A 21,211-nucleotide genomic window follows, 5' to 3' on the forward strand; every position below is an offset into this window, starting at 1 on the left:
CAAGATGTCACACTCTTCAGACTTGATTACAAAAGATATTGAAGCCTATTTGAAGGTTCATGAAAACAAGGATTTATTACGTTTTCTCACCTGTGGCAATGTAGATGATGGTAAATCAACCCTAATTGGCCGCCTGCTATACGATTCAAAGCTGATCTACGAGGATCAGATGGCAGCGATTGAGAAAGACTCACAAAAATTCAATACCACCGATGAGGCGTTTGATCTAGCTTTGTTGGTTGATGGATTGCAATCTGAGCGTGAACAAGGCATCACCATAGATGTAGCTTACCGCTACTTTTCGACAGACAAGCGTAAGTTTATTATTGCCGATACCCCAGGGCATGAGCAGTACACTCGTAATATGGTGACAGGTGCATCGACATGTGACCTGGCAATTGTAATAGTGGATGCTCGCCGTGGTATTCAGGCCCAAACTCGCCGACACAGCTACATTTGCTCTCTATTGGGTATCAAACACATTATAGTTGCCATTAACAAAATGGACTTGATGGATTACAGCCAAGAGGTGTATCAACAGATCAAAGCCAATTACCGAGAAATGGCGAAAAACTTCAATATCGATGATATTCGCTTTGTACCGATTTCAGCGCTAAAGGGCGACAATGTGGTGACCCCAAGTGTAAAAATGGATTGGTACCCTGGCGCTACATTAATGAGGTTGCTGGAAACAGTGAAAGTCGATAAAGATAAAGACCTCGAACACATGCGCTTTCCTGTTCAATATGTTAACCGCCCTAACTCAAACTTCCGTGGGTTCTGCGGCACATTAGCTTCAGGCTTAGTGCAACTGGGTGATGAAGTAGTTTCGCTTCCTTCAGGCAAAACCTCTCGCGTGAAAAGTATTTACACTTTTGACGGTGAACTAAGTGCCGTACAGCCAGGCCAAGCAGTCACACTCACATTAGAAGATGAAATTGACATCTCACGTGGCGACATGATTGTACACAAAGGGCACGAGCCTAAAGTGACCAATCAATGTGAAGCACACCTAGTGTGGATGGGCGAGCAGCCGATGTTGACTCACAAAGAGTATCTATTTAAGTTTGCGACCAAGAGCTGCGCAGGTAAAATCTCTGAAGTTGTTCATAAAGTAGATGTTAATACGTTAGAACAGCATGCAGAAAAATCTGAGAGTCTAGAGCTTAACGAAATTGCTCTAACTAGTATTAAGCTCATGGATAAAGTGGCAATAGATAAGTATCAGCAATTGCCACAAACGGGTGCTTTCATTGTTATTGACCGAGTTAGAAACGTGACAGTTGGCGCAGGAATGGTCAATAGTTTGTCAGAATATAAAAAAACAACAGATAGATTATATTCTCAAGCAGAAAAAGAGCTAAATAGTTATGTTCGTAAGCACTACCCTGAGTGGGGTTGCGCAGAAATCTAATGAAATTAATTAGAGTTTTTTCACAAGTTGCTTCAATTCAAATTATAGCTACAGCATTAACTCTTTTTCTGGTGTTGTACTATACGAGAGTTCTTACAATTGAAGAGTTCGGATCTTATGCGTTATTAATGTCAGTGGTTTCACTAGCTTCTCTCTTAGCTGTAGCGGGAATAAACATATCATTGGTAAGAACAATACCTGTTTCTAGCAAAGAGACTAGCCTAAGACTAATAGAGCTGTCACGTAGAAGGGTATTTTATCGTATTTTTTTTATAACACCTTTTGTTGTACTGTTCCTTTTCGAAAAGTCTGACTACCTATCCATTGTTTTCTCTTGTATCTTGATCGTTTTAAAGTGCCTAACTATTAGGGAAACATCAATACTCAATGGAATGGGAAAACATAAAGTTTCACAAATCTTCTTATTTCTTTTATTTCCTTTGTACAATGGGGTTATAAATTTTGTGTTATTTTTATTCGATATTAAGCTTACGATTACATTGATAATTGCTGTAATGTCCTTATCAAGTCTACTAGTCCAATATCAGAGTAGATGCTACAGAAAACGTAATATATCAAGTCACGAATTTGAAGAAGAGGATAGCTCCAAAATTGTAGCTAACTCTAGCATCTTTTGGTTATCTTTAGTCTCTGTAATTGATATGATTGGAGTGGAACTTGGGACCTTGATACTTGGTTTTTTTGGTAGTCCAGATGATATTGCGCTCTTTAGAATTGCATCGCAAACAATGATTTTGGCTGTAATGGTTATCAGTTCAATGAACATTATACTAAACCCCAATATATCAAAATTGTACGGAAAGAGTTGTAATAATACGTCTGCGCTACAGCTCTATTTAACTAAATCTGTTCGGTTAACCTGCTTTATAATATTTCCAATACTGAGTATACTATTCATATTTGGAGAATATGCCATTGTTACTGTGTTCGGCCAAGAGTACAAGTATAGCCATGAAATTATAAAAATACTTATTTTTGGACAGGTTTTTAATTCTTTATGCGGTTCTGTGGGGGTAGTTTTAAATATGACTACTAATGAAAAAATTAGCGTTTTTATCTCTACTCTGGGACTGATTATTTATATTTCTCTCGTAATTATTGGTCTCGCTTTGAAGTTCAATGTATTATATTTGGTTGCGATTGGTTCTGCTTTGAATGTTATTTTTATAAATGTATCCTCCTCTTACTACATAAATAAGAAGTTTGGACTAATTACTTGGCTTAGATAATGGTTTTTAATAATCGATAAATAATCTACCTGACATATAACATATAAAAAAGCTTATTAGGGAGTGTGTAAATGTTGAATATTGCAGTTGTAGGGGCAGGAATTTCGGGCCTTTCTGTGGCAAAAATGTTACAAAAAGAAGGGGCTAATGTTCATGTTTTTGAAAAGTCTTCCACTATCGGTGGTATAGCGCGTGTAACAGATATTGAAGGTTATGGGCCTTATCATACTGTAGGAGGACACTGTTTCAATAGTAAATATGATGCGGTTAAAAAGTTTGTATTTGAGGAAGTTCTACCCAAGGACAAATGGAATAAAATCAATAGAAATGCAAAGATATCATTTCAATCAAGTTTGATACCATACCCTATTGAGTTAAATTTACATGCTTTGGCCAAAGTAGACCAAGACTTGGCGAGTGATGCCCTGGTAGATTTTATGACTGCGCCAGGAGGAAGCTTAAACGACAACCTGGCGAGTTGGTTTAAAGATAGTTTTGGTACTACGTTATCAGATAGGTATTTTATTCCTTACAATCGGAAAATTTGGGGAAGAGAGCCAAGTCAAATGTCTTCGACTTGGGTATCAGACAAACTCCCTCTACCAAACAAAAAACAAGTTGCTCAGAGCTTGTTTACTCCTCAACAAGATTTCATGCCACATGCTAGCTTCTATTATCCAAAGTCTGGTAGTCAAAATGAGTTTATCGAAGCGCTTTCTCAAGGTCTAAAAATTACTAAGTCGTTTGAGGTAAAGAGTATAAATAATGGTATTATCAATGATGAGTTAAAGTTCGATTTTGTCATCTCTACGATACCATTAAACGAAATATGTAATGTGGTATCGTTAAGTCGAGAAGAGAATGAGCTTTGTAAAGCTCTGAAGTATAATAAAGTAACTACGATGCTTTGGGAGACTAATGAAATAGAGGAAACATGGTTATATTACCCTGAAGAGAAGTTTAAGTTTCATCGACTAATAAATATCGGGTCATTTATTCGTCCAAAAAGGAATATTGCGATAACAGAGGCGGTTGGAGAGGTAGATTACGACGAGATGGTTAATAGTGGAAAGGAAATTCATCAGTTGATCAAGCCTATATCCTATAATGTATCAAGTCATGCTTATGTAGTATTCGAAGAAGAAACAAGACAGAAGTCAGAACAACTTATAAAAACCCTAGAAACCCATGGTGTATATTCACACGGTCGATTTGGCCATTGGGAATATTATAATATGGATATTTGCATTCAAAAGTCATTTGAATTGGTCGAGAGGTTGAAGAGGATTTACAAAAATGAATTTTAATTTCAAGTTAAAAATAGTGATTCTTGGACTAAAAAAAACCAAAAGAATCTTGGTTTCATTTTACAGGATCATCTTTGCAAGCTTTATTAATTCTATAGATTGTAATGGTGTAGTTAAAAGTGATAGAGCGAAAGTATTATACATTCCTATCGCTAAAAATGGATGTTCTTCAATCAAGAAACTTATTTATGAATATGAAAGTAGAAAATCTATTGGATCAGACCATGAGCTACATAAGATTGTTAACTCGAACGAATCTATTTTCTCTGAATCCTTAACTGTTGAGCATCAAGGTTACCAAAAGCTATTTGTATGCAGGAATCCTTTTTTAAGAACCATTTCCTTTTATAGAAACAAGTTTGAAGAGTACAATAAGCCACGTGGAAGTGGCCGTCCTGAATTTGCTTACAGCGAATACCTCAATGGTGTTTTTAGATCGAGTATGAAATTTGAAGAAGTAGTTGATGTTTTGTCCCAAATTCCTGATAGCTTGTCAGAGCGCCACTTTCAATCTCAATCTTTTGGTTTTGATTATTATTTGAAAAAGAATGACAATGATATAACGATAATAGCTCTTGAGGACAGAGATAAGCTTAATGAGTTTTGTAGAGGATATTTTGGAAAGTTGATGTACACGACAAACAGTACGTCAACAGATGATGGTGAAATTGACTTAATTAAAAAGTACTATACTATCGAAACCTTGAATAATATCTATGAAAGGTATAAATCTGATGTAAATCGTTTCGGATACAAAAGCGACTATGATAGGTACAAGGAAGTGTTAGTTAGATGAAGAAGTTTGTTTATTTGGTTCAAGGTCGGTCTAGTAATGTAGATGTCTTTTTTTCTTGGGAATCTGAAGACGCTGACATAATTATATTGACTTGGGATAAGGAGAAAGAAGGATGTATTTTTTATCCAAATAGTACTTGGGCTACGGGGAGAAACCGATTATTGTCAGAAGCTCTAGAACGAGATGATTATATGTACTTCATATTTATGGATGAAGACGTAGATTTTACTCTAGGCTCGCATAAAGATCTTGAACGCTGTCTTATAGAATACCAACCTTTAATCGGAGCTCCAGTGCAATTTAAAAGTTCAAGACTTCAGCACATTATAGATAATATACCGCTCCTTTCTAGAAATAAAGTTCAGTATCAGTATCATATTGATGAGCAGTTACAAGCATTTCATAGAGATGCATTGAAAGAAGAATTGCTGTTACCTTACAGAACAACATATGATGATGTTTGTTGGTGGTACAATACCGAACTATTACAATATATTATTAGAGATAAATACCATTCATCATCCTTGCAATTCAATAACATTGAAATAATTAATGAGCAACATATAGACTACCCTCAGAGCTACGACTTGGAAACAGCGAACAATATAATTGATATGGAGGTAGGTCCAGGAAATTATAGGAGAAGGCTAATAGAAGTAGGTATGGGTAAACATGGATGGCTTATGTCTAAGTTTATTATCCTGTATCATCTAATCTGCGAATATTGGAAATCCGCAATAAAATGAACGTTAATTCAAAGTTCCATGCCAACTTTATTGTTGGCTGGTTCGTTTTTTTTCTTTTAATATTGTCATCGCTTTTACATTATTTAGTGCCAGGTTATTATGGATTTGATTATCTAGCTGGATTTACCCTACTTTTGATTTTAATAAATTTCAGGTTGGAGAAGCAAACAATATTACCGTTGTTTTACTTTGCTGTTATTTCCTACACTTACATTATTTCATTTACTGGATATTTATATGATACCCCATTTGGTTTTTTTGAAGGGGCTAGTGGTGAGGAAGTTAGAACTACTTTAAACATATTTACTTATGCTGCAATAGCCTTTATGATGCCATTGCAAATTAAAAGATTTTTCATAAAGAGAAATGAATATGCAAGGATAGATAGATTTAAAAATATTCCAATTCTAGTATTCAAGGAAAAGTTGATTAAGCTATCCTCTTCGCTAATTGGATATATTGTTATCTTATTTCCATTTTCTGCCTATTTTTTCTCTTTTGACGATCCTATGTTGTTTCTGTATCGAATAGGATATGAGTATGAATCTGAGCGTATATATCGAGTTTTAGCAACCATAATAATGCCATTCTCATTTCTTCTTTTAGGTGCGGTTAAACGTAGAAGTGCAAGGTATTTACTGTTTTCTCTTAATTTTATCATGTTTTTTGGTCTTACATCGAGGACAACTTTGCTTCTTCTCGTTATTTATTTTTTTGTGAGGACTTTTATTAGTCGTAAGAGATTTTGGCATTATGGCATGTATTCGTTTATCTTTATGATAATAGCGACGTCGGTCTTGTCTTTTAGGGTCAATCTTCATCAAGGATTTCTTCCTAACTTATTGTCCCTTGTAACGTTAAGTCTTGATTGGGGAGCAATAATTTCTGGTTTTAATTACATTCTTTCTTTCTCTGTATCAGTTGTTCATTATTCTGTGAATGAGTTGACTTTGGACTCTGACATTTTCTGGACATCTATCAATCCTTTACCCAGCGCAATGTTAGATTTGTCGGTAATATACGATAGTCAAATTAACCCATTTGTTCCTGTACCTGCTATTGGTTTGGTGGCCACTTTGGGATTTAACTATCTGATTTTAACCTATTTTACTTTGGGAATGGTTTTTTCTTTGATGTTTGATACTTGCAAAAGTAAGCTTTTAACATCTGTATTAGTATTGTTCCTATTACTAATATCATTACTATCAACACAATATAATTTGAGAGGTTGCTCTAGAATTCTTTCTGTTTCATTTATCCTATATGTCAGCTATTATTTTATGTTACTTATGTCGAGGGAAAGAAAATGCTATTCATTTTAGGTCCGTCAAAGGGGCCTGTTACTGGCCAGAGTTACGCTTTGAATAAGTTTGTCGAAAAAACTAGCTCCAACTGTATTGTTGTTTCAACATCATCAAGATCTTCAAATGTTCTACTCAAGACCCTCTACAACATTATGCTATTCCCGCATATTTTATTTAGATTGATGTCCAGTAATCCTTCCAGAGCCTACATTAGTATCTCTAGAGGTAACCTCTCGCATTTAAGGGACTTGTATGCGATCTTTATTTGTCGGTCTATGTCGATTCCAGTAATATTACACTTACATGGCGCAGACCTAAAACAATTACGCAACTCAATCCCAAGGTTTTGGCGATATATTTTTGACTCATGCTATCGTTATAGTACTGCTAATATTGTACTTTCTGAATCTATGAAAGAACAATTTGACTTTTGCGACGCGTTTAAGACTAAAGTGGTTCCCAATTTTCATGGTTTTGACAATAGAATTGAAGATGTAATATCTCATATAGAAAGCTCTGATCTTTCAACTATTCGGATATGTTATTTTTCTAATGTGATGGCTAGTAAGGGGATCGGGTGCCTTTTAGATGCTTTGAATGATTTGGATTGTGACTTTGAGTTGAAAGTTGCAGGAAAGATTATGGACGATGGTACAATGCCCTTTGAAAGTTTCAAACATGATTTCTTATCTAGAGTAGAGAGTGATGAAAGAATAACTTACTTGGATGGTGTCTACGGAGATGATAAATATAGATTCCTTCTAGACAATCATATTATGGTATTACCAACATTTTATAAAACCGAAGCTCAGCCAATTTCAATTATTGAAGCACTATCTCTTGGGAATATTGTCATTACTACAAAGCATAACTATCTGTCCGACTTGATAGAAAATGATAGAAATGGCCAATTAGTTAATGTGAAATCCCCTGAAGAAATTTCATATGCTATTAATGGGCTATCCAGAGATAGGAGGCGTCTCAAATCGATAATGCTTAGAAATGCTCGTTTTTACTATAACGACTATTCATTGTTGTCACATGTTAACCGTGTAGAGGAAGTGATTTTCCATGGCAAAAGAAGTTGAGCCTCTAATTTCAGTGATAGTTCCAACCTATAATGTGGAAGAATATATTACTGAAGCTATTGTCAGTATTTTTAATCAAACATACAATAACCTAGAAATTATCGTAGTAGATGATGCATCAACTGATAATACATATGCTATTTTGCAGAGTTTGCAATCTAAGGACCCTAGATTAAAATTATTCCGTAACGATACTAATTTGAAGATATCCAAGACATTAAATCGTGCTTTGAAATACGCTTCTGGTGATTATATAGCAAGAATGGATGGAGATGATATATCTTATCCTGAAAGAATTGAGAAGCAATTGTCCTATATTAAATCTATGAATGTTGATATTGTCGGTGTTTCCAACGAGTTCTTTAACAGTCAAGGTGTTTTTGCTGTTAATAATTTGGGTGCGGATTCCGTTCAAATAGTTAATGAAGCTAAATTTAGGAATCCAATGTCACATAATTGGTTGGCAAGAAGAAAAGTCTACGATTTTCTATGTGGCTACAACGATTGCCCTCCAGTTGAAGACTACGACTTTGTTTGTAGAGCCATACTAAATGATTTTAAACTTGTTAATTTGAGTTATGTTGGTATGAAAATAAGATTCCGCCAAGGGAACACATTTGATCAAGGTGCATATTTACAGTATTGTTTAGCCAAATATCTTTCAAAAGAATTTCGAAAGAGTCTGTTACGTGGCGATAAATCTATTTCTTATAATAGGCTAAAAAAAGTAGAGCCATCACATTTGGTCCAAGGTATGTACAGAGAATCACTTCGCTACCGAAGAAAGTACATGAAATACAGAAATGATAGGAATTATTTCGGCATGGTTGTCTCTTCGGTTTTCGCAATGTTCTTGCATCCGAACTCAGTCATTGACGGTTTATTGTTGAGATTTGTTACTAATAAGAAAGGTGATTTTATATGAAGCGTGCTTTTATAACGGGTATCACAGGCCAGGATGGATCATACCTAGCGGAGTTATTATTGGATAAAGGATATGAAGTTCATGGTCTTATTCGCCGAGCATCACTATATAATACAGAACGAATCGATGCGCTGATTAATGTTGGCGCCAATATTAAACTGCACTATGGTGACCTAACCGATTCTTCAAACTTGATTCGACTAGTTAAAGAAATCCAACCTGATGAAATCTACAACCTAGGTGCAATGTCTCACGTAGCAGTTTCTTTTGAATCTCCAGAATATGTTGCAGATGCAGATGGCATGGGTACTCTTCGCCTCTTGGAAGCGATTCGTATCAACGGTTTGGAAAAGAAAACGCGTTTTTACCAGGCTTCTACCTCTGAACTTTACGGTGAGGTTCGTGAAATTCCCCAGCGTGAAACCACCCCTTTTTATCCGCGCTCTCCATACGCCGTAGCGAAAATGTACGCCTACTGGATTGTAGTTAACTATCGTGAATCTTATGGTATGTACGCGTGTAATGGTATCTTGTTTAACCACGAATCACCGCGCCGTGGTGAAACTTTTGTAACTCGCAAGATTACGCGTGCTATTGCTAACATCTCTCAAGGTCTGGAATCTTGTCTAGAACTTGGCAATATGGACGCTCTCCGTGATTGGGGCCATGCTAAAGATTACGTACGTATGCAGTGGATGATGCTGCAACAAGATCAGGCTGAAGATTTCGTGATTGCGACGGGTAAGCAAATCTCTGTGCGTGAGTTTGTTCGCTTATCAGCGAAGGAAGCGGGGATCGAGCTTGAGTTTTCCGGCGAAGGCATTGATGAAATTGCTACTGTGGTCGCTATTGATGCAACAAAAACCCCAAAAGTTAAAGTTGGAGATGTCATTGTAAAAGTCAACCCTCGCTTCTTCCGCCCGGCAGAAGTTGAGACACTGCTTGGTGATCCAAGTAAAGCGAAAGCCAAACTTGGCTGGACTCCAGAAATCACTGTGGAAGAAATGTGTGCAGAAATGGTTGCCTCTGATATCGACAAGGCAAAACAACACGATGTTCTCAAAGAGCACGGTTTTGAAGTTGCGATCTCACTTGAAAGCTAATTAATCATAAATACTATCTCGTTTATATTGCAGAGCTCCTTAATTCAAGCTCTGCTTTTCTATTTAAATTATCGGTACTAGTATGAAAAGAGTATTTGTCGCAGGTCATAAGGGGATGGTTGGCTCTGCTATCGTTCGTCAACTCTCTAAAGACAGCTCAGTGGAAGTTATTACTAAAGATCGCAGCGAACTAAATTTGCTAGATGCATTAGCTGTTGAGGCTTTTTTTGCTGACCACCAAATAGACCAAGTTTACCTTGCAGCTGCAAAAGTCGGGGGGATTGTTGCCAACAATACGTACCCCGCCGAGTTTATTTATCAAAACCTGACGATTCAAAATAACATTATCCATTCGGCACATCTCAATAATGTTCAAGACCTTTTATTCTTAGGTTCTTCTTGTATTTACCCTAAGTTCGCACAGCAACCGATGCGTGAAGATTCTTTGTTGACGGGTACCCTGGAAGAAACCAACGAACCTTATGCCATTGCCAAGATTGCCGGTATCAAAATGTGTGAGTCTTACAATCGCCAGTATGGTCGTAATTACCGCTCTGTTATGCCGACAAACCTCTATGGCGAGAATGACAACTTCCACCCTGAGAATTCGCATGTGATCCCAGCGCTCTTACGCCGTTTCCATGAAGCCAAACTCAATGGCGATTCTAAGGTGGTTGCTTGGGGGAGCGGCAAACCAATGCGAGAGTTCTTGCATGTGGATGATATGGCGGCGGCGTCTATTTATGTCATGAATTTAGATCAAGCAATCTATCAAGCGAATACAGAGCCCATGTTAAGTCATATTAACGTTGGAACCGGGGTTGATTGCACTATACGTGAGCTGGTGGAAACCGTAGCAAAAGTGGTTGGCTTTGAGGGTGATATTGAATTTGATACGACCAAACCAGACGGTACTCCGCGCAAATTAATGGACGTCTCTCGCCTCAAACAGTTAGGCTGGGAAGCGACAACGAGCCTAGAAGAAGGCTTGTCGATGACGTACCAATGGTTTCTAGAAAACCAAGAGACCTATCGCGGTTAAGCGTATGGGTAGAAGGTGACCACACAATATGTTTTTAAGCAAAGAGCGGTTTTCTCACGTCATTGAAAGTACGCCACTCGTGTCCATAGATTTGGTGATTGAGGATGAAAATGGACAAATCCTCCTGGGTGAGCGCTTGAATCGACCCGCTCAAGGATTTTGGTTTGTTCCGGGTGGTCGTATCTTTAAAAATGAGACGCTGGAACAGGCTTTTCTCCGCTTAACGAGAGATGAGTTGGGCCTTGGCTACGATATGTCTCAAGCGACGTTACTTGGTCCTTACACTCATCGGTATGAAGACTGTGTGTTCGGTAGCGAGATCTCTACACATTATGTGGCGATCGCTTACCGGTTAGCGGTTGTTCGCAGTGATCTCAATTTACCGCTGGATATTCAACATGCTCGGTATCGTTGGTACGACAAAGCCGAGCTTTTGACCAGTGACAAAGTGCACCTTCATACCAAATGGTACTTTAAAGAATAATGAAATTTTAATAACGAGTTGACTATGTTGATCCCAATTGTAATGGCTGGCGGCTCCGGCAGTCGTTTGTGGCCTCTGTCACGAGCGAAATACCCCAAACAGTTTCTCGCGGTGACAGGTGAGCAGACTATGCTCCAGCAGACGCTGAGTCGCATGGACGGTTTAGCGCACAATGCCCCTTTTGTCATTTGTAATGAAGAACACCGCTTTCTCGTCGCAGAGCAGTTACGCCGTATTAATGCCGAGCATAGCGGTATTCTATTAGAACCTGTCGGTCGCAACACCGCGCCAGCGATTGCGCTCGCGGCTCTATTTTTAGCGGAGAAAGACCAACAAGCCATAATGCTGGTTCTGGCGGCTGATCATGTCATTAAAGATAGCCAGGCTTTTCATGATTCTGTAGAAGCAGCGATCCCCTATGCGCAGCGTGGCGATATGGTCACCTTTGGCATTACCGCTAACGCGCCAGAAACCGGCTACGGCTATATTAAAGCAGGGCAGGCGATCAGGCTTGAACAAGAACAACGAGGCTTTAGTGTCGAACGCTTTGTTGAAAAACCGGATTTAGCGACTGCCAAGGAATACCTCGAAAGCGGCGATTACTACTGGAACAGTGGCATGTTCTTGTTTAAAGCATCGACCTACTTGGAAGAGCTCGGTAACTGCCGTCCTGATATTTTAGCCGCATGTGAAAGCGCTTATGAGAGCCACTTTGATGACTTGGACTTTATCCGTATGTCAGCGGAGTTGTTTGAGCAAATACCGGATGAATCTATAGACTTTGCTGTAATGGAAAAAACAGACAAAGCGGTGGTGGTGCCCATGGATGCGAGCTGGAGTGATGTTGGGTCTTGGTCGGCGCTGTGGGAGGTCAACAACAAAGATGAGGCGGGTAATGCCATTAGAGGAGATGTACTAACTCAATCCACTTGTAATAGCTACATCTATGCACAAGACAAGTTAGTTACCACAGTGGGTGTGGATAACCTAATTGTCGTAGAGACGAAAGATGCGATTCTAGTCGCGGACAAAGACAAAGTGCAAGATGTCAAAGCCATCGTCAACCAACTTCAAACTCAAAACCGCAGCGAATGTCAGCAGCACCAAGAGGTGTTTCGCCCATGGGGTTCCCATGAGACTGTATCTGAAGGAGAGCGTTACCATGTGAAGCATGTGTTAGTTAAACCAAAAGAGAAAACAGCTCTTCAAATGCATCACCATCGAGCTGAGCATTGGGTTGTGGTATCAGGTACAGCTAAAGTGACAAAAGGTGATGAAACCTTTCTTCTAACTGAAAATCAGTCAACGTATATTCCGGTCGGGACTCCGCACTCGGTAGAAAATCCAGGGCAAGTGCCTTTAGAGCTTATTGAAGTACGTTCAGGCTCGTACTTAGAAGAAGACGATATCGTACGCTTTGATAAGCAGGCTTCGAAATTTGGTGGTGACTACTAATGAATCTGAACAATATAAACTCGACCTTGATTGCCGCCGAAGTTTTACGTACATCAGGGGTCCAGTTCGGCACCAGTGGCGCCCGTGGCCTTGTTTCACAGTTTACGCCCGATGTTTGCGCCGCTTTTACCCATGCCTTTTTAGCGACCTTGCAGAGCCAGTTTTCGGTGACTCATATGGCGGTTGCGATCGATAACCGGCCAAGCAGTCCTGCTATGGCTCAAGCGATTGTACAAGCACTCAAAGATGCAGGTGTAGAGCCAATCTATTACGGTGTTGTTCCCACTCCCGCTTTGGCGTATACCGCAATGCAAGACAACATGCCATGTATTATGGTCACTGGCTCGCACATTCCGTTTGACCGAAATGGTATCAAGTTTTACCGCCCTGATGGTGAAATTACCAAGGCCGATGAGTTGGCTATTTTATCGCAGGCCACACCGTTTGAAGCTATATCTGCGTTCCCTGAGCTGGCAGTGAGTAAGAAAGCCAGTGATGTTTATAAAGAGCGTTACGCTCGTTTGTTTGTAGCAGACTTTCTTAAGGGCAAGCGTATCGGAGTTTATGAGCACTCCAGTGCAGGACGCGATCTCTATCAGCCGCTGTTTGAAGCGTTGGGTGCAGAGGTGATCTCGCTAGAAAGGACGAATGAGTTTGTTCCTATTGATACGGAGGCGGTGGCCGAAGAGGATAAGCAAAAAGCGCGCGTTTGGTCTAAGCAGTACGATCTCGACTTTATTTTCTCGACCGATGGCGATGGCGACCGCCCGCTTGTGGCTGACGAGAACGGCGAGTGGCTCAGAGGCGATATCCTTGGCTTACTCTGTTCAAAAGCACTTCATATTGAAGCCGTCGCGGTGCCTGTAAGCTGCAATACCGTGATTGCTGCTTCTCCTGAGTTTAGCACCGTAAAGACAACACGAATTGGTTCACCGTATGTCATTGAAGCTTTTGGGCCTTTGGCACAGCAATACCAACGTATTGCTGGATTTGAGGCGAACGGCGGTTATTTGCTCGGCAGTGATGTCTCGGTTGGGGAGCGAACCTTAAAAGCACTGCCCACGAGAGATGCGGTATTGCCAGCGTTAATGCTTTTGTCCCTAGCGAAAAAATCAAGTATTACTCGTTTGGTGGCAAATCTACCTCAGCGTTTCACGAGTAGCGATCGCATTAAAGATTTTGCGAATGAGAAAAGTCGCCGTTTGCTAGAGCAGGGCTCCAATGACCCAGAGGGCTTGCTCGTCAAACTCGGTTTTGAAGGGCTCAATGTGGTGCAGATCGATCGCACTGATGGGTTGCGTTTGGTTTTGTCTAATCAGACTATTATTCACCTTCGTCCATCGGGCAATGCACCAGAGTTGCGTTGTTATGCGGAAGCGGATGATACCCAAACTGCGGATGGCCTGGTCAACAAGGTTTTGACGCGCATAAAAGACAGCAATTAATGATTGTGCAATAACGCTCCGCATTCCATTTGTTGACTCGAAATCAGGGCTAGAGATTTAGCCCTGATGATTTTTGGTAAGTACGCCCATGATTTATCCTTTAAAGAACCCGATAAAAAACTTTGCTTGGGGAAGTCGCCAGGCCCTTAGTGAACATTTTAACATTGCCAACCCAAACCATCAGCCTCAAGCGGAACTGTGGATGGGAGCTCACCCTACAGCCAGCTCAGTCATTTCTATTAGTGGTGAAGAGGTGGCTTTGTCGTCTGCGATTGAGACTGACCCGCAGTTTTGGTTAGGTCAGCGTACGTTGTCTTCAGGTCATACGCTGCCTTTTTTAATGAAATTGCTGGCGGCAGAAACGCCTTTATCCATTCAGGTCCATCCTTCGAAAGCTGCAGCAGAGTTGGGTTTTAACAAAGAGAACCAACTCGGTATCGCGATCGATGCGCCCCATCGTAACTACAAAGATGCCAATCATAAGCCTGAACTCGTGTATGCACTCACGCCCTACTTAGCCATGAATGGCTTTAGGGTGTTCGAGCAGATTGTTGAATATTTTGATTTGGTTAACCTTGAATCTATTCGTTCGTTGTTTGCGCCGTTTAAGCGCTCACCGAGTTCGGCAACATTAGCGCATTTTTTCTCGGGCCTATTGGCGATGCAAGCGGAGGAGAGAGCGCGTGCGATAGCAGAGCTTATTGAGTCAATTAAGAGCTTGTCTGTCTCACAAAACATCGATAAAACATGGGCGTTAGTGACGCGTTTTCATTCGCTGTATCCTAGTGATATTGGGATTTTTTCTCCTCTATTTTTAAACGTGATAGAACTTCAGCCAGGGGAGGCGATGTTCTTATATGCAGAGACACCTCACGCCTATATTCACGGCCTAGGTGTGGAAGTAATGGCGAACTCTGACAACGTGTTGAGAGCAGGGTTAACGCCTAAACACATAGATGTTAATGAATTGGTAAGCAATACGAGGTTTGAGCCGATCTCCTATGAGCACCTTAGAATGAAGCCAACGAGTAAAAAAGGGCGCGCTGTTTATCCGATACCTGTTGATGACTTCAAATTTGATCTCCTTCACCCCAGTGATGGCCTTGTATTGGCGGTCTCCTCAGCGGAAGTGTTGCTCGTTTTGACGGATAGTGTGACCATTCGCGTTGAGGATGAGAGTTTAGTCATTCAAAAAGGGGAATCCGTTGCTTTACCTGCCGCAGTAGGTGAATACCAGCTGGAAGGTAAAGGCGCAGTAGCTAGAGCATATTGTTAAGGTAGAAATGAAAGTATCAATTATTACGGTTTGCTTTAATTCAGAGGCAACGATCGAGGATACCATTCAATCAGTTGCGAGTCAGGATTACGTCGACATTGAGTACATTGTTATTGATGGTGGATCCATTGATAACACAAACGCGATTATATCTAAGTACGCTGATGTGGTTGACATTCATGTCAGTGAGCCTGACCGCGGACTGTATGATGCGATGAATAAAGGTATTCACTTAGCTTCTGGTGATGTTGTTGGCATACTAAACTCGGATGATTTTTTTGTATCGTCAAAAAGTGTTTCAGAATTAATGGCCGGCTTTGTAAGCTCGGATGTCGATGCTGTATATTCTGATCTTGTTTATGTTGACCAAGGAGACACGAATAAAATAACTAGGCTTTATAGCTCAAGAATGTTTAAAAGATCTCTAATAAAGTTTGGCATTATGTTACCCCACCCCACTTTCTATGCTAAGAAAAAAGTCTATAACGCAGTGGGTGACTACAAGTTAACCTACAGGGTGGCCGCTGATTTTGAATTTATCACAAGATGCGTTGTTCATAATATCAGCTTAAAACGTGTCCCCGTGATTACTGTAAAAATGAGAGAAGGTGGAATCAGCTCTAGTAGTTTACGGTGGCGAATTCATCAGAATATGGAAATTGTCAGAGCTTGTAGAGAGAATGGCGTCAAGACGAATTTGTTTTTCGTTGCTATGAAGCTGCCTTACAAGATGTTTACTCTAATTACAAGAAAATTGGTTAGGATTTAATTGATGAACGTTCTTGTTACTGGAGCCACTGGTTTTGTTGGTAAACATTTTGTTCATGCTCTCGGTCCAGACATTCGAACTCGTCTTGTTACTCGAAAGCCACTGCTTGGCTGCGATAACTTCACGGTCGACGATATCAATGGAGATACAGATTGGGCAGAAGGGCTTGTCGGGATTAATACTGTTGTTCACTTAGCTGGTGCGGCACACAATAAGCGATCTAATCAGCGCGATTATGTCAGAACCAATGTAGAGGGTACGCTCCATTTGGCGCGAATGTCTGCGGAGGCTGGTGTAAAACGTTTTATTTTTGTGAGCTCGATTGGAGTAAATGGTACAACTACAGGTAGTAGCCCTTTTACTCCAGATTCCAGTGTGAATCCGCATAATGCTTATTCACAATCCAAGTATGCAGCCGAAGTTGGTTTACAGAGACTTTCTGAAGAAATGGGTATCGAGGTTGTGATAGTCAGACCAACCTTGGTTTATGGGCCTGATGCTCCGGGGAACTTTGGTTTGCTCACTAAGCTTGTGATGAGATTACCTTTATTACCATTTGGGTTGGCGAAAAATAGACGTGACTTCATCTCTGTACAAAATTTGTCGGATCTTTTGTTGTTGTGCATGACTCATCCCAAAGCTGCGGGACAAATATTTTTGGCAAGCGATGGAGCAGCCGTTTCTACTAAAGAACTTACCAATGCTATTGCATCAGGAATGAACAAAAGGGTGACTCAGTTTCCCATACCGGTAAGCATAATGCGATTTTTAGGCAAGCTGACTGGTAAATCAGCCATGATCGAACAGTTATACGGTAATTTAGAAGTCGACTCCTCTAATGCAAAAGATCTTCTGGATTGGTACCCACCATTGACGATGGAGCAAGCGATGGCTTCATTAAATAACTCGGACAAATAATAATGCTCATTCGATTGATTGATTTCCTCGCAGCTTTTTTTGGACTGCTTTTCCTATGGCCTATTTTGCTCATTGTCACTGTCATTGGTTTGTTCGACACTGGCTCGCCGATCTTTGTTCAAGAGCGGGTAGGGCGCAATAAAAAACCTTTTAAGTTGATTAAGTTTCGCACTATGACGGTCGAGACAAAATCCGTAGCCAGCCACCTTGCCAGCAATGCGTCGATCACCAAACTCGGTGGCTTTTTGCGCAAAACTAAAATCGATGAATTGCCTCAGTTGATCAATGTGTTGAGAGGTGAAATGAGCCTAGTTGGCCCACGACCTAACTTGTTTAACCAAGAAGAGCTGATTAAAGAGCGTGAGGCTTTAGGCGTATACGATGTGTTGCCAGGTATAACCGGCCTTGCTCAAGTTCAAAACATTGATATGTCGACCCCCGCGTTGTTAGCAGAAACCGACAAAACCATGATTGATACCTTGACACTAAAAGACTATTTTCGATACATCATCATGACGGCTACTGGCAGTGGCTCAGGAGATGCTGTCAAGTAGTTAGCATCTATAAACAAGACAAGAGCCACAAACGCCAGTACAATACTGGCGTTACAAGAATAAAAAGAGTTCGAAAATGGCTAGGCTACAATACCTCTGGAATTTATCACGCCCAACTAAACGTGTGATCAGTGTCTTTATTGATACCGTATTTATTGTTGGGGCGTTTTATGCCGCTTATTGGGTACGAATTGGCGATATTATTCCTTTAGGTGATGCCGTCGCTAAGTATGTGCTTATCGGCACATGGGCTTCAACCATTATCGTGTTCTCTAAACTCGGTTTGTATCGCGCAATTCTGCGCTATCTCACCTTTCATGCCTTGGCGGTGGTTAGCATCGGAACGCTGTTTTCGGCCAGCATGGTGGCGATGTTGGCGTTTTACTTCGATGCGCCCATACCACGCTCTATTCCTATTATCTACGGCGCGTTTTTGTGCTTACTCAGTGGCGGCTCTCGGTTAATCGTGCGCGTGTTGGTCAGTGAGGCTAACAGTAAAGGTAAAAAACGGGTACTCATCTATGGTGCAGGCGCTGCAGGCCGGCAACTGGCACTGGCGCTGCGCTCATCCGAAACTCACAGAGTGGTTGGCTTTATTGATGAAGACCCAACCCTCGATAACACCATTATTCTTGGGGTGAAAGTCAAGGCAACTAACAAGGTGGCGCACCAAGTGAAAAAACGGCAGGTGAGCCAAATCCTGCTCGCGGTGCCGAGTGCCTCGCGCGCCAAACGTAAAGCGATTTTAGACTCTTTAGTACACCTTCCAGTGGAAGTGCTTACCGTGCCGGATATGCAAGACATAGTTGAGGGCAAAGCCACTATTGACCAGCTAAAAGATGTGGCGATTGATGATTTGCTCGGCCGCGATCCGGTTGCACCTCAGCAAGCACTTATGGAAGCCAACATCAAGGGCAAGGTAGTCATGGTGACAGGGGCGGGGGGCTCAATTGGCTCTGAACTGTGTCGGCAAATACTGCTCAATCAACCTAAAACCGTGATCTTGTTTGAACTGTCTGAGTTTGGCCTGTACCAAATCGACCGAGAGCTCAGTCAATGGATTGAAGAGCATCAACTCGACATCACCTTAGTGCCGCTACTCGGTTCAGTGCAGCGCATCAACCGCTTGAGTACGGCAATGAAAACCTATCAGGTTGAGACGGTGTATCATGCAGCGGCCTATAAGCACGTACCACTGGTTGAATACAATGTGGTCGAAGGGGTGCGAAACAACGTATTTGGCACTTGGTATACTGCCAAGGCAGCGATAGAGGCGGGTGTGGAGTCGTTTGTTCTCATATCCACCGATAAAGCGGTGCGCCCGACCAATGTGATGGGCACCACCAAACGTATGGCAGAGCTCGGGCTGCAAGCGCTGGCGGAACAAGAAAACGCCAAAACTAACGGCACCCGTTTCTGTATGGTACGCTTTGGCAATGTGCTTGGCTCATCAGGCTCGGTGATCCCGTTGTTTAAAAAGCAGATTGCCGCTGGCGGGCCGGTGACCGTCACGCACCCAGAGATCACTCGCTACTTTATGACCATTCCCGAGGCGGCGCAATTGGTGATCCAAGCCGGTGCCATGGGCAAGGGTGGCGATGTGTTTGTACTGGATATGGGTGAGAGCGTCAAAATCACCGATTTGGCAGAGAATCTCATCCATCTTTCTGGCTTAGAAGTCAAAAACGAACAAAACCCGCATGGAGACATTGCCATCGAGTTTTCAGGATTGCGCCCAGGTGAGAAGCTCTATGAAGAGCTACTGATTGGCGATAACGTCGAGTGCACTGAGCATCAACGGATCATGACGGCGTTAGAAGATTACCTCTCTTTGGATAGCTATACCGATTTGTTGGCTAAGCTCGATGAGGCATGCCATAGCTTCAATCACGAGCAGATCCGCGTGCTGCTATTAGAAGCGCCGACGGATTTTAATCCCACTGATGGGATTGGAGATTTAGTGTGGCGAAAGCTTAATGAACAGGATCAAGACGATAGTACTGTTCATTAATTGCTGATGAATGTTCGATTTGTGTAGCTATTTAACTGGTTTCGACTATGGTAACCTCGGGCCTAACTAACCTTTATTACCCATTGCGAATAAAAAGGAACCATTGTGAGCGGGCAAAACCAACCACCTCTGACTCAAACTTCTTATCCACCTCAAGTGCCGAGCGCCTTTCAACAAAGCGATGAAATCGACTTAAGAGAGCTGTTTAAAGCACTTTGGGATGGCAAAGTTACTATCATTCTTGCCACCTTTGTATTTGCTGTAGGGGCGGTGATTTATGCCTTAACGGCGCAGGAGTGGTGGTCATCTAAGGCTAAAATTGCCCAGGCGCAGCCACAAGATATTGCGGCCTATCAGCAGCAGGTAAAGCAATTCCAGCCGGTATTTGATGTGTATCAGGAAGATGGCACTGTATTGGTGAGCAAAGAGCTCGATGATTTGATTGATACCGAAGTGCTGTTTCAACGTTTAGTCGATACCTTTACCTCGAGTAATAACAAGCGTGCGTTTCTTGATGCCAGTGAGGAATTTACAGTATTTAAGGCTGAACTTGAACTGAGCTCAGATACTGACAGCGATGCCGCCAAAGAAGCCGAAAGAAAGCTATATAGCGAGTGGTTTGAAAAAATCTCGGCTAGTGTTGTGGACAAAAAAGCAGAAATCTCACCTTACGATATTAGCTTTCAAGCCACCACTAAACAAAGCAGTGCCCGTTTGCTCACCGATTATATGCAGGTGATCACCGCCAAGGCGCACAGTGATGCGTTAAACAACTTGCAAGCGATGATTGATGGTAAGCGCAACGAGTTGGTCCAACAAAAGCGCATTTTAGAATCGCAAGCGAAAAATCGTATTCAGGTGGAAGCTGAAAAGGCGCAATATGCTTACGCCATTGCTAAAGCGGCAGGGGTGGATACCCCAATCCAAACCAATGGCGACAGCGAAATTTTTGCCATCGATATGGGAACCAAAGCGCTTGAGGCTAAAGTAGCGGCGCTGCAATCGTTGAAAAACCTCAGTGTGGTCGAGCCTCGCCTGCAGCAAATCAACGCCAAGCTGGATATGTTGGCTAACCTTAAGGTGGATCGTAATATTCAATTTAACACCTTCCGCTACTTAGAAGACATTGAAGCGCCGATTAGTCGTGATAAGCCCAAACGTGCCCTTATCGCAGTCCTCGGCACTCTCCTCGGTGGCATGCTGGGTGTGGCAATTGTTTTAGTGCGTTTTGCATTTCGCCGCGAAGACGACTGATCGTTATTAAGCAGCAATAAAGCCAAAACGCCTCACTGGCATAAACCAGTGAGGCGTTTTGGCATTGTTG

Annotated in this window: 19 protein-coding genes; all 19 read left to right on the top strand. The window is 41.6% G+C overall.

Annotated elements, in window-relative coordinates; all coding sequences use genetic code 11:
* The first annotated feature begins 4 nt into the window (after positions 1-4).
* The 19 genes from cysN (at position 5) to FCU94_RS00505 (ending at position 21,141) form a co-directional block, all read left to right on the top strand.
* On the top strand, positions 5-1,414 hold the full coding sequence (cysN, locus tag FCU94_RS00415; RefSeq protein ID WP_176286614.1) for a sulfate adenylyltransferase subunit CysN: 1,410 nt from the start codon (positions 5-7) through the stop codon (positions 1,412-1,414).
* Entirely contained in the window at positions 1,414-2,664 is a 1,251-nt protein-coding gene (locus FCU94_RS00420) for an oligosaccharide flippase family protein (RefSeq protein ID WP_176286615.1), read from the top strand. Before cysN ends, FCU94_RS00420 begins: the two co-directional genes overlap by 1 nt.
* A 71-nt stretch (positions 2,665-2,735) precedes the next feature.
* Complete coding sequence (locus FCU94_RS00425; RefSeq protein ID WP_176286616.1) at positions 2,736-3,971, top strand: protoporphyrinogen/coproporphyrinogen oxidase; 1,236 nt, start codon at positions 2,736-2,738, stop codon at positions 3,969-3,971.
* A complete protein-coding gene (locus FCU94_RS00430) occupies positions 3,961-4,767 on the top strand; it encodes a sulfotransferase family 2 domain-containing protein (protein WP_176286617.1) in 807 nt (268 codons plus the stop codon). Before FCU94_RS00425 ends, FCU94_RS00430 begins: the two co-directional genes overlap by 11 nt.
* A complete protein-coding gene (locus FCU94_RS00435; RefSeq protein WP_176286618.1) occupies positions 4,764-5,513 on the top strand; it encodes a hypothetical protein in 750 nt (249 codons plus the stop codon). The genes FCU94_RS00430 and FCU94_RS00435 overlap by 4 nt, the downstream gene beginning before the upstream one ends.
* A complete protein-coding gene (locus FCU94_RS00440) occupies positions 5,510-6,835 on the top strand; it encodes a hypothetical protein (RefSeq protein WP_176286619.1) in 1,326 nt (441 codons plus the stop codon). The genes FCU94_RS00435 and FCU94_RS00440 overlap by 4 nt, the downstream gene beginning before the upstream one ends.
* Before the next feature lie 257 nt (positions 6,836-7,092).
* Positions 7,093-7,905 carry a glycosyltransferase family 4 protein gene (locus FCU94_RS00445; protein WP_176286620.1) on the top strand — a complete coding sequence of 271 codons (813 nt, stop codon included), beginning with the start codon at positions 7,093-7,095 and terminating at the stop codon, positions 7,903-7,905.
* A complete protein-coding gene (locus tag FCU94_RS00450; protein ID WP_176286621.1) occupies positions 7,889-8,830 on the top strand; it encodes a glycosyltransferase family 2 protein in 942 nt (313 codons plus the stop codon). Before FCU94_RS00445 ends, FCU94_RS00450 begins: the two co-directional genes overlap by 17 nt.
* Positions 8,827-9,933, top strand: coding sequence for a GDP-mannose 4,6-dehydratase (gmd, locus tag FCU94_RS00455; protein ID WP_176286622.1), 1,107 nt, complete (start codon positions 8,827-8,829; stop codon positions 9,931-9,933). Before FCU94_RS00450 ends, gmd begins: the two co-directional genes overlap by 4 nt.
* 82 nt (positions 9,934-10,015) lie before the next feature.
* On the top strand, positions 10,016-10,975 hold the full coding sequence (fcl, locus tag FCU94_RS00460; RefSeq protein ID WP_176286623.1) for a GDP-L-fucose synthase: 960 nt from the start codon (positions 10,016-10,018) through the stop codon (positions 10,973-10,975).
* A gap of 28 nt (positions 10,976-11,003) precedes the next feature.
* Entirely contained in the window at positions 11,004-11,459 is a 456-nt protein-coding gene (locus tag FCU94_RS00465) for a GDP-mannose mannosyl hydrolase (protein ID WP_176286624.1), read from the top strand.
* 24 nt (positions 11,460-11,483) lie between these two features.
* Positions 11,484-12,914, top strand: coding sequence for a mannose-1-phosphate guanylyltransferase/mannose-6-phosphate isomerase (locus tag FCU94_RS00470; RefSeq protein ID WP_176286625.1), 1,431 nt, complete (start codon positions 11,484-11,486; stop codon positions 12,912-12,914).
* Positions 12,914-14,359 (top strand): phosphomannomutase, encoded by a 1,446-nt coding sequence (locus FCU94_RS00475; RefSeq protein ID WP_303396527.1) that lies wholly within the window; start codon positions 12,914-12,916, stop codon positions 14,357-14,359. The genes FCU94_RS00470 and FCU94_RS00475 overlap by 1 nt, the downstream gene beginning before the upstream one ends.
* An 88-nt stretch (positions 14,360-14,447) precedes the next feature.
* A complete protein-coding gene (manA, locus tag FCU94_RS00480) occupies positions 14,448-15,635 on the top strand; it encodes a mannose-6-phosphate isomerase, class I (RefSeq protein ID WP_176286626.1) in 1,188 nt (395 codons plus the stop codon).
* 7 nt (positions 15,636-15,642) lie between these two features.
* Entirely contained in the window at positions 15,643-16,404 is a 762-nt protein-coding gene (locus tag FCU94_RS00485; RefSeq protein WP_176286627.1) for a glycosyltransferase family 2 protein, read from the top strand.
* Between the two features lie 3 nt (positions 16,405-16,407).
* The gene (locus tag FCU94_RS00490) at positions 16,408-17,322 is read left to right on the top strand and encodes an NAD-dependent epimerase/dehydratase family protein (RefSeq protein WP_176286628.1); all 915 of its coding nucleotides are present in this window, start codon (positions 16,408-16,410) and stop codon (positions 17,320-17,322) included.
* Between the two features lie 2 nt (positions 17,323-17,324).
* On the top strand, positions 17,325-17,876 hold the full coding sequence (locus FCU94_RS00495; protein ID WP_176286629.1) for a sugar transferase: 552 nt from the start codon (positions 17,325-17,327) through the stop codon (positions 17,874-17,876).
* A gap of 76 nt (positions 17,877-17,952) precedes the next feature.
* A complete protein-coding gene (locus tag FCU94_RS00500; RefSeq protein ID WP_176286630.1) occupies positions 17,953-19,887 on the top strand; it encodes a polysaccharide biosynthesis protein in 1,935 nt (644 codons plus the stop codon).
* A gap of 105 nt (positions 19,888-19,992) precedes the next feature.
* A complete protein-coding gene (locus FCU94_RS00505; RefSeq protein ID WP_176286631.1) occupies positions 19,993-21,141 on the top strand; it encodes an LPS O-antigen chain length determinant protein WzzB in 1,149 nt (382 codons plus the stop codon).
* Positions 21,142-21,211: the final 70 nt, after the last annotated feature.

This window comes from Vibrio sp. JPW-9-11-11, from assembly GCF_013369335.1.
Lineage (GTDB): Bacteria > Pseudomonadota > Gammaproteobacteria > Enterobacterales > Vibrionaceae > Vibrio.

Bases quoted from the DNA above. Each gene is read 5' to 3' on its own strand.
- FCU94_RS00490 (WP_176286628.1), top strand. From the start codon at position 16,408: ATGAACGTTCTTGTTACTGGAGCCACTGGTTTTGTTGGTAAACATTTT.
- fcl (WP_176286623.1), top strand. From the start codon at position 10,016: ATGAAAAGAGTATTTGTCGCAGGTCATAAGGGGATGGTTGGCTCTGCT.
- FCU94_RS00450 (WP_176286621.1), top strand. From the start codon at position 7,889: ATGGCAAAAGAAGTTGAGCCTCTAATTTCAGTGATAGTTCCAACCTAT.
- manA (WP_176286626.1), top strand. From the start codon at position 14,448: ATGATTTATCCTTTAAAGAACCCGATAAAAAACTTTGCTTGGGGAAGT.
- FCU94_RS00440 (WP_176286619.1), top strand. From the start codon at position 5,510: ATGAACGTTAATTCAAAGTTCCATGCCAACTTTATTGTTGGCTGGTTC.
- FCU94_RS00500 (WP_176286630.1), top strand. From the start codon at position 17,953: ATGGCTAGGCTACAATACCTCTGGAATTTATCACGCCCAACTAAACGT.
- FCU94_RS00470 (WP_176286625.1), top strand. From the start codon at position 11,484: ATGTTGATCCCAATTGTAATGGCTGGCGGCTCCGGCAGTCGTTTGTGG.
- FCU94_RS00485 (WP_176286627.1), top strand. From the start codon at position 15,643: ATGAAAGTATCAATTATTACGGTTTGCTTTAATTCAGAGGCAACGATC.
- FCU94_RS00465 (WP_176286624.1), top strand. From the start codon at position 11,004: ATGTTTTTAAGCAAAGAGCGGTTTTCTCACGTCATTGAAAGTACGCCA.
- FCU94_RS00425 (WP_176286616.1), top strand. From the start codon at position 2,736: ATGTTGAATATTGCAGTTGTAGGGGCAGGAATTTCGGGCCTTTCTGTG.
- FCU94_RS00420 (WP_176286615.1), top strand. From the start codon at position 1,414: ATGAAATTAATTAGAGTTTTTTCACAAGTTGCTTCAATTCAAATTATA.
- gmd (WP_176286622.1), top strand. From the start codon at position 8,827: ATGAAGCGTGCTTTTATAACGGGTATCACAGGCCAGGATGGATCATAC.
- cysN (WP_176286614.1), top strand. From the start codon at position 5: ATGTCACACTCTTCAGACTTGATTACAAAAGATATTGAAGCCTATTTG.
- FCU94_RS00435 (WP_176286618.1), top strand. From the start codon at position 4,764: ATGAAGAAGTTTGTTTATTTGGTTCAAGGTCGGTCTAGTAATGTAGAT.
- FCU94_RS00445 (WP_176286620.1), top strand. From the start codon at position 7,093: ATGTCGATTCCAGTAATATTACACTTACATGGCGCAGACCTAAAACAA.
- FCU94_RS00495 (WP_176286629.1), top strand. From the start codon at position 17,325: ATGCTCATTCGATTGATTGATTTCCTCGCAGCTTTTTTTGGACTGCTT.
- FCU94_RS00430 (WP_176286617.1), top strand. From the start codon at position 3,961: ATGAATTTTAATTTCAAGTTAAAAATAGTGATTCTTGGACTAAAAAAA.
- FCU94_RS00475 (WP_303396527.1), top strand. From the start codon at position 12,914: ATGAATCTGAACAATATAAACTCGACCTTGATTGCCGCCGAAGTTTTA.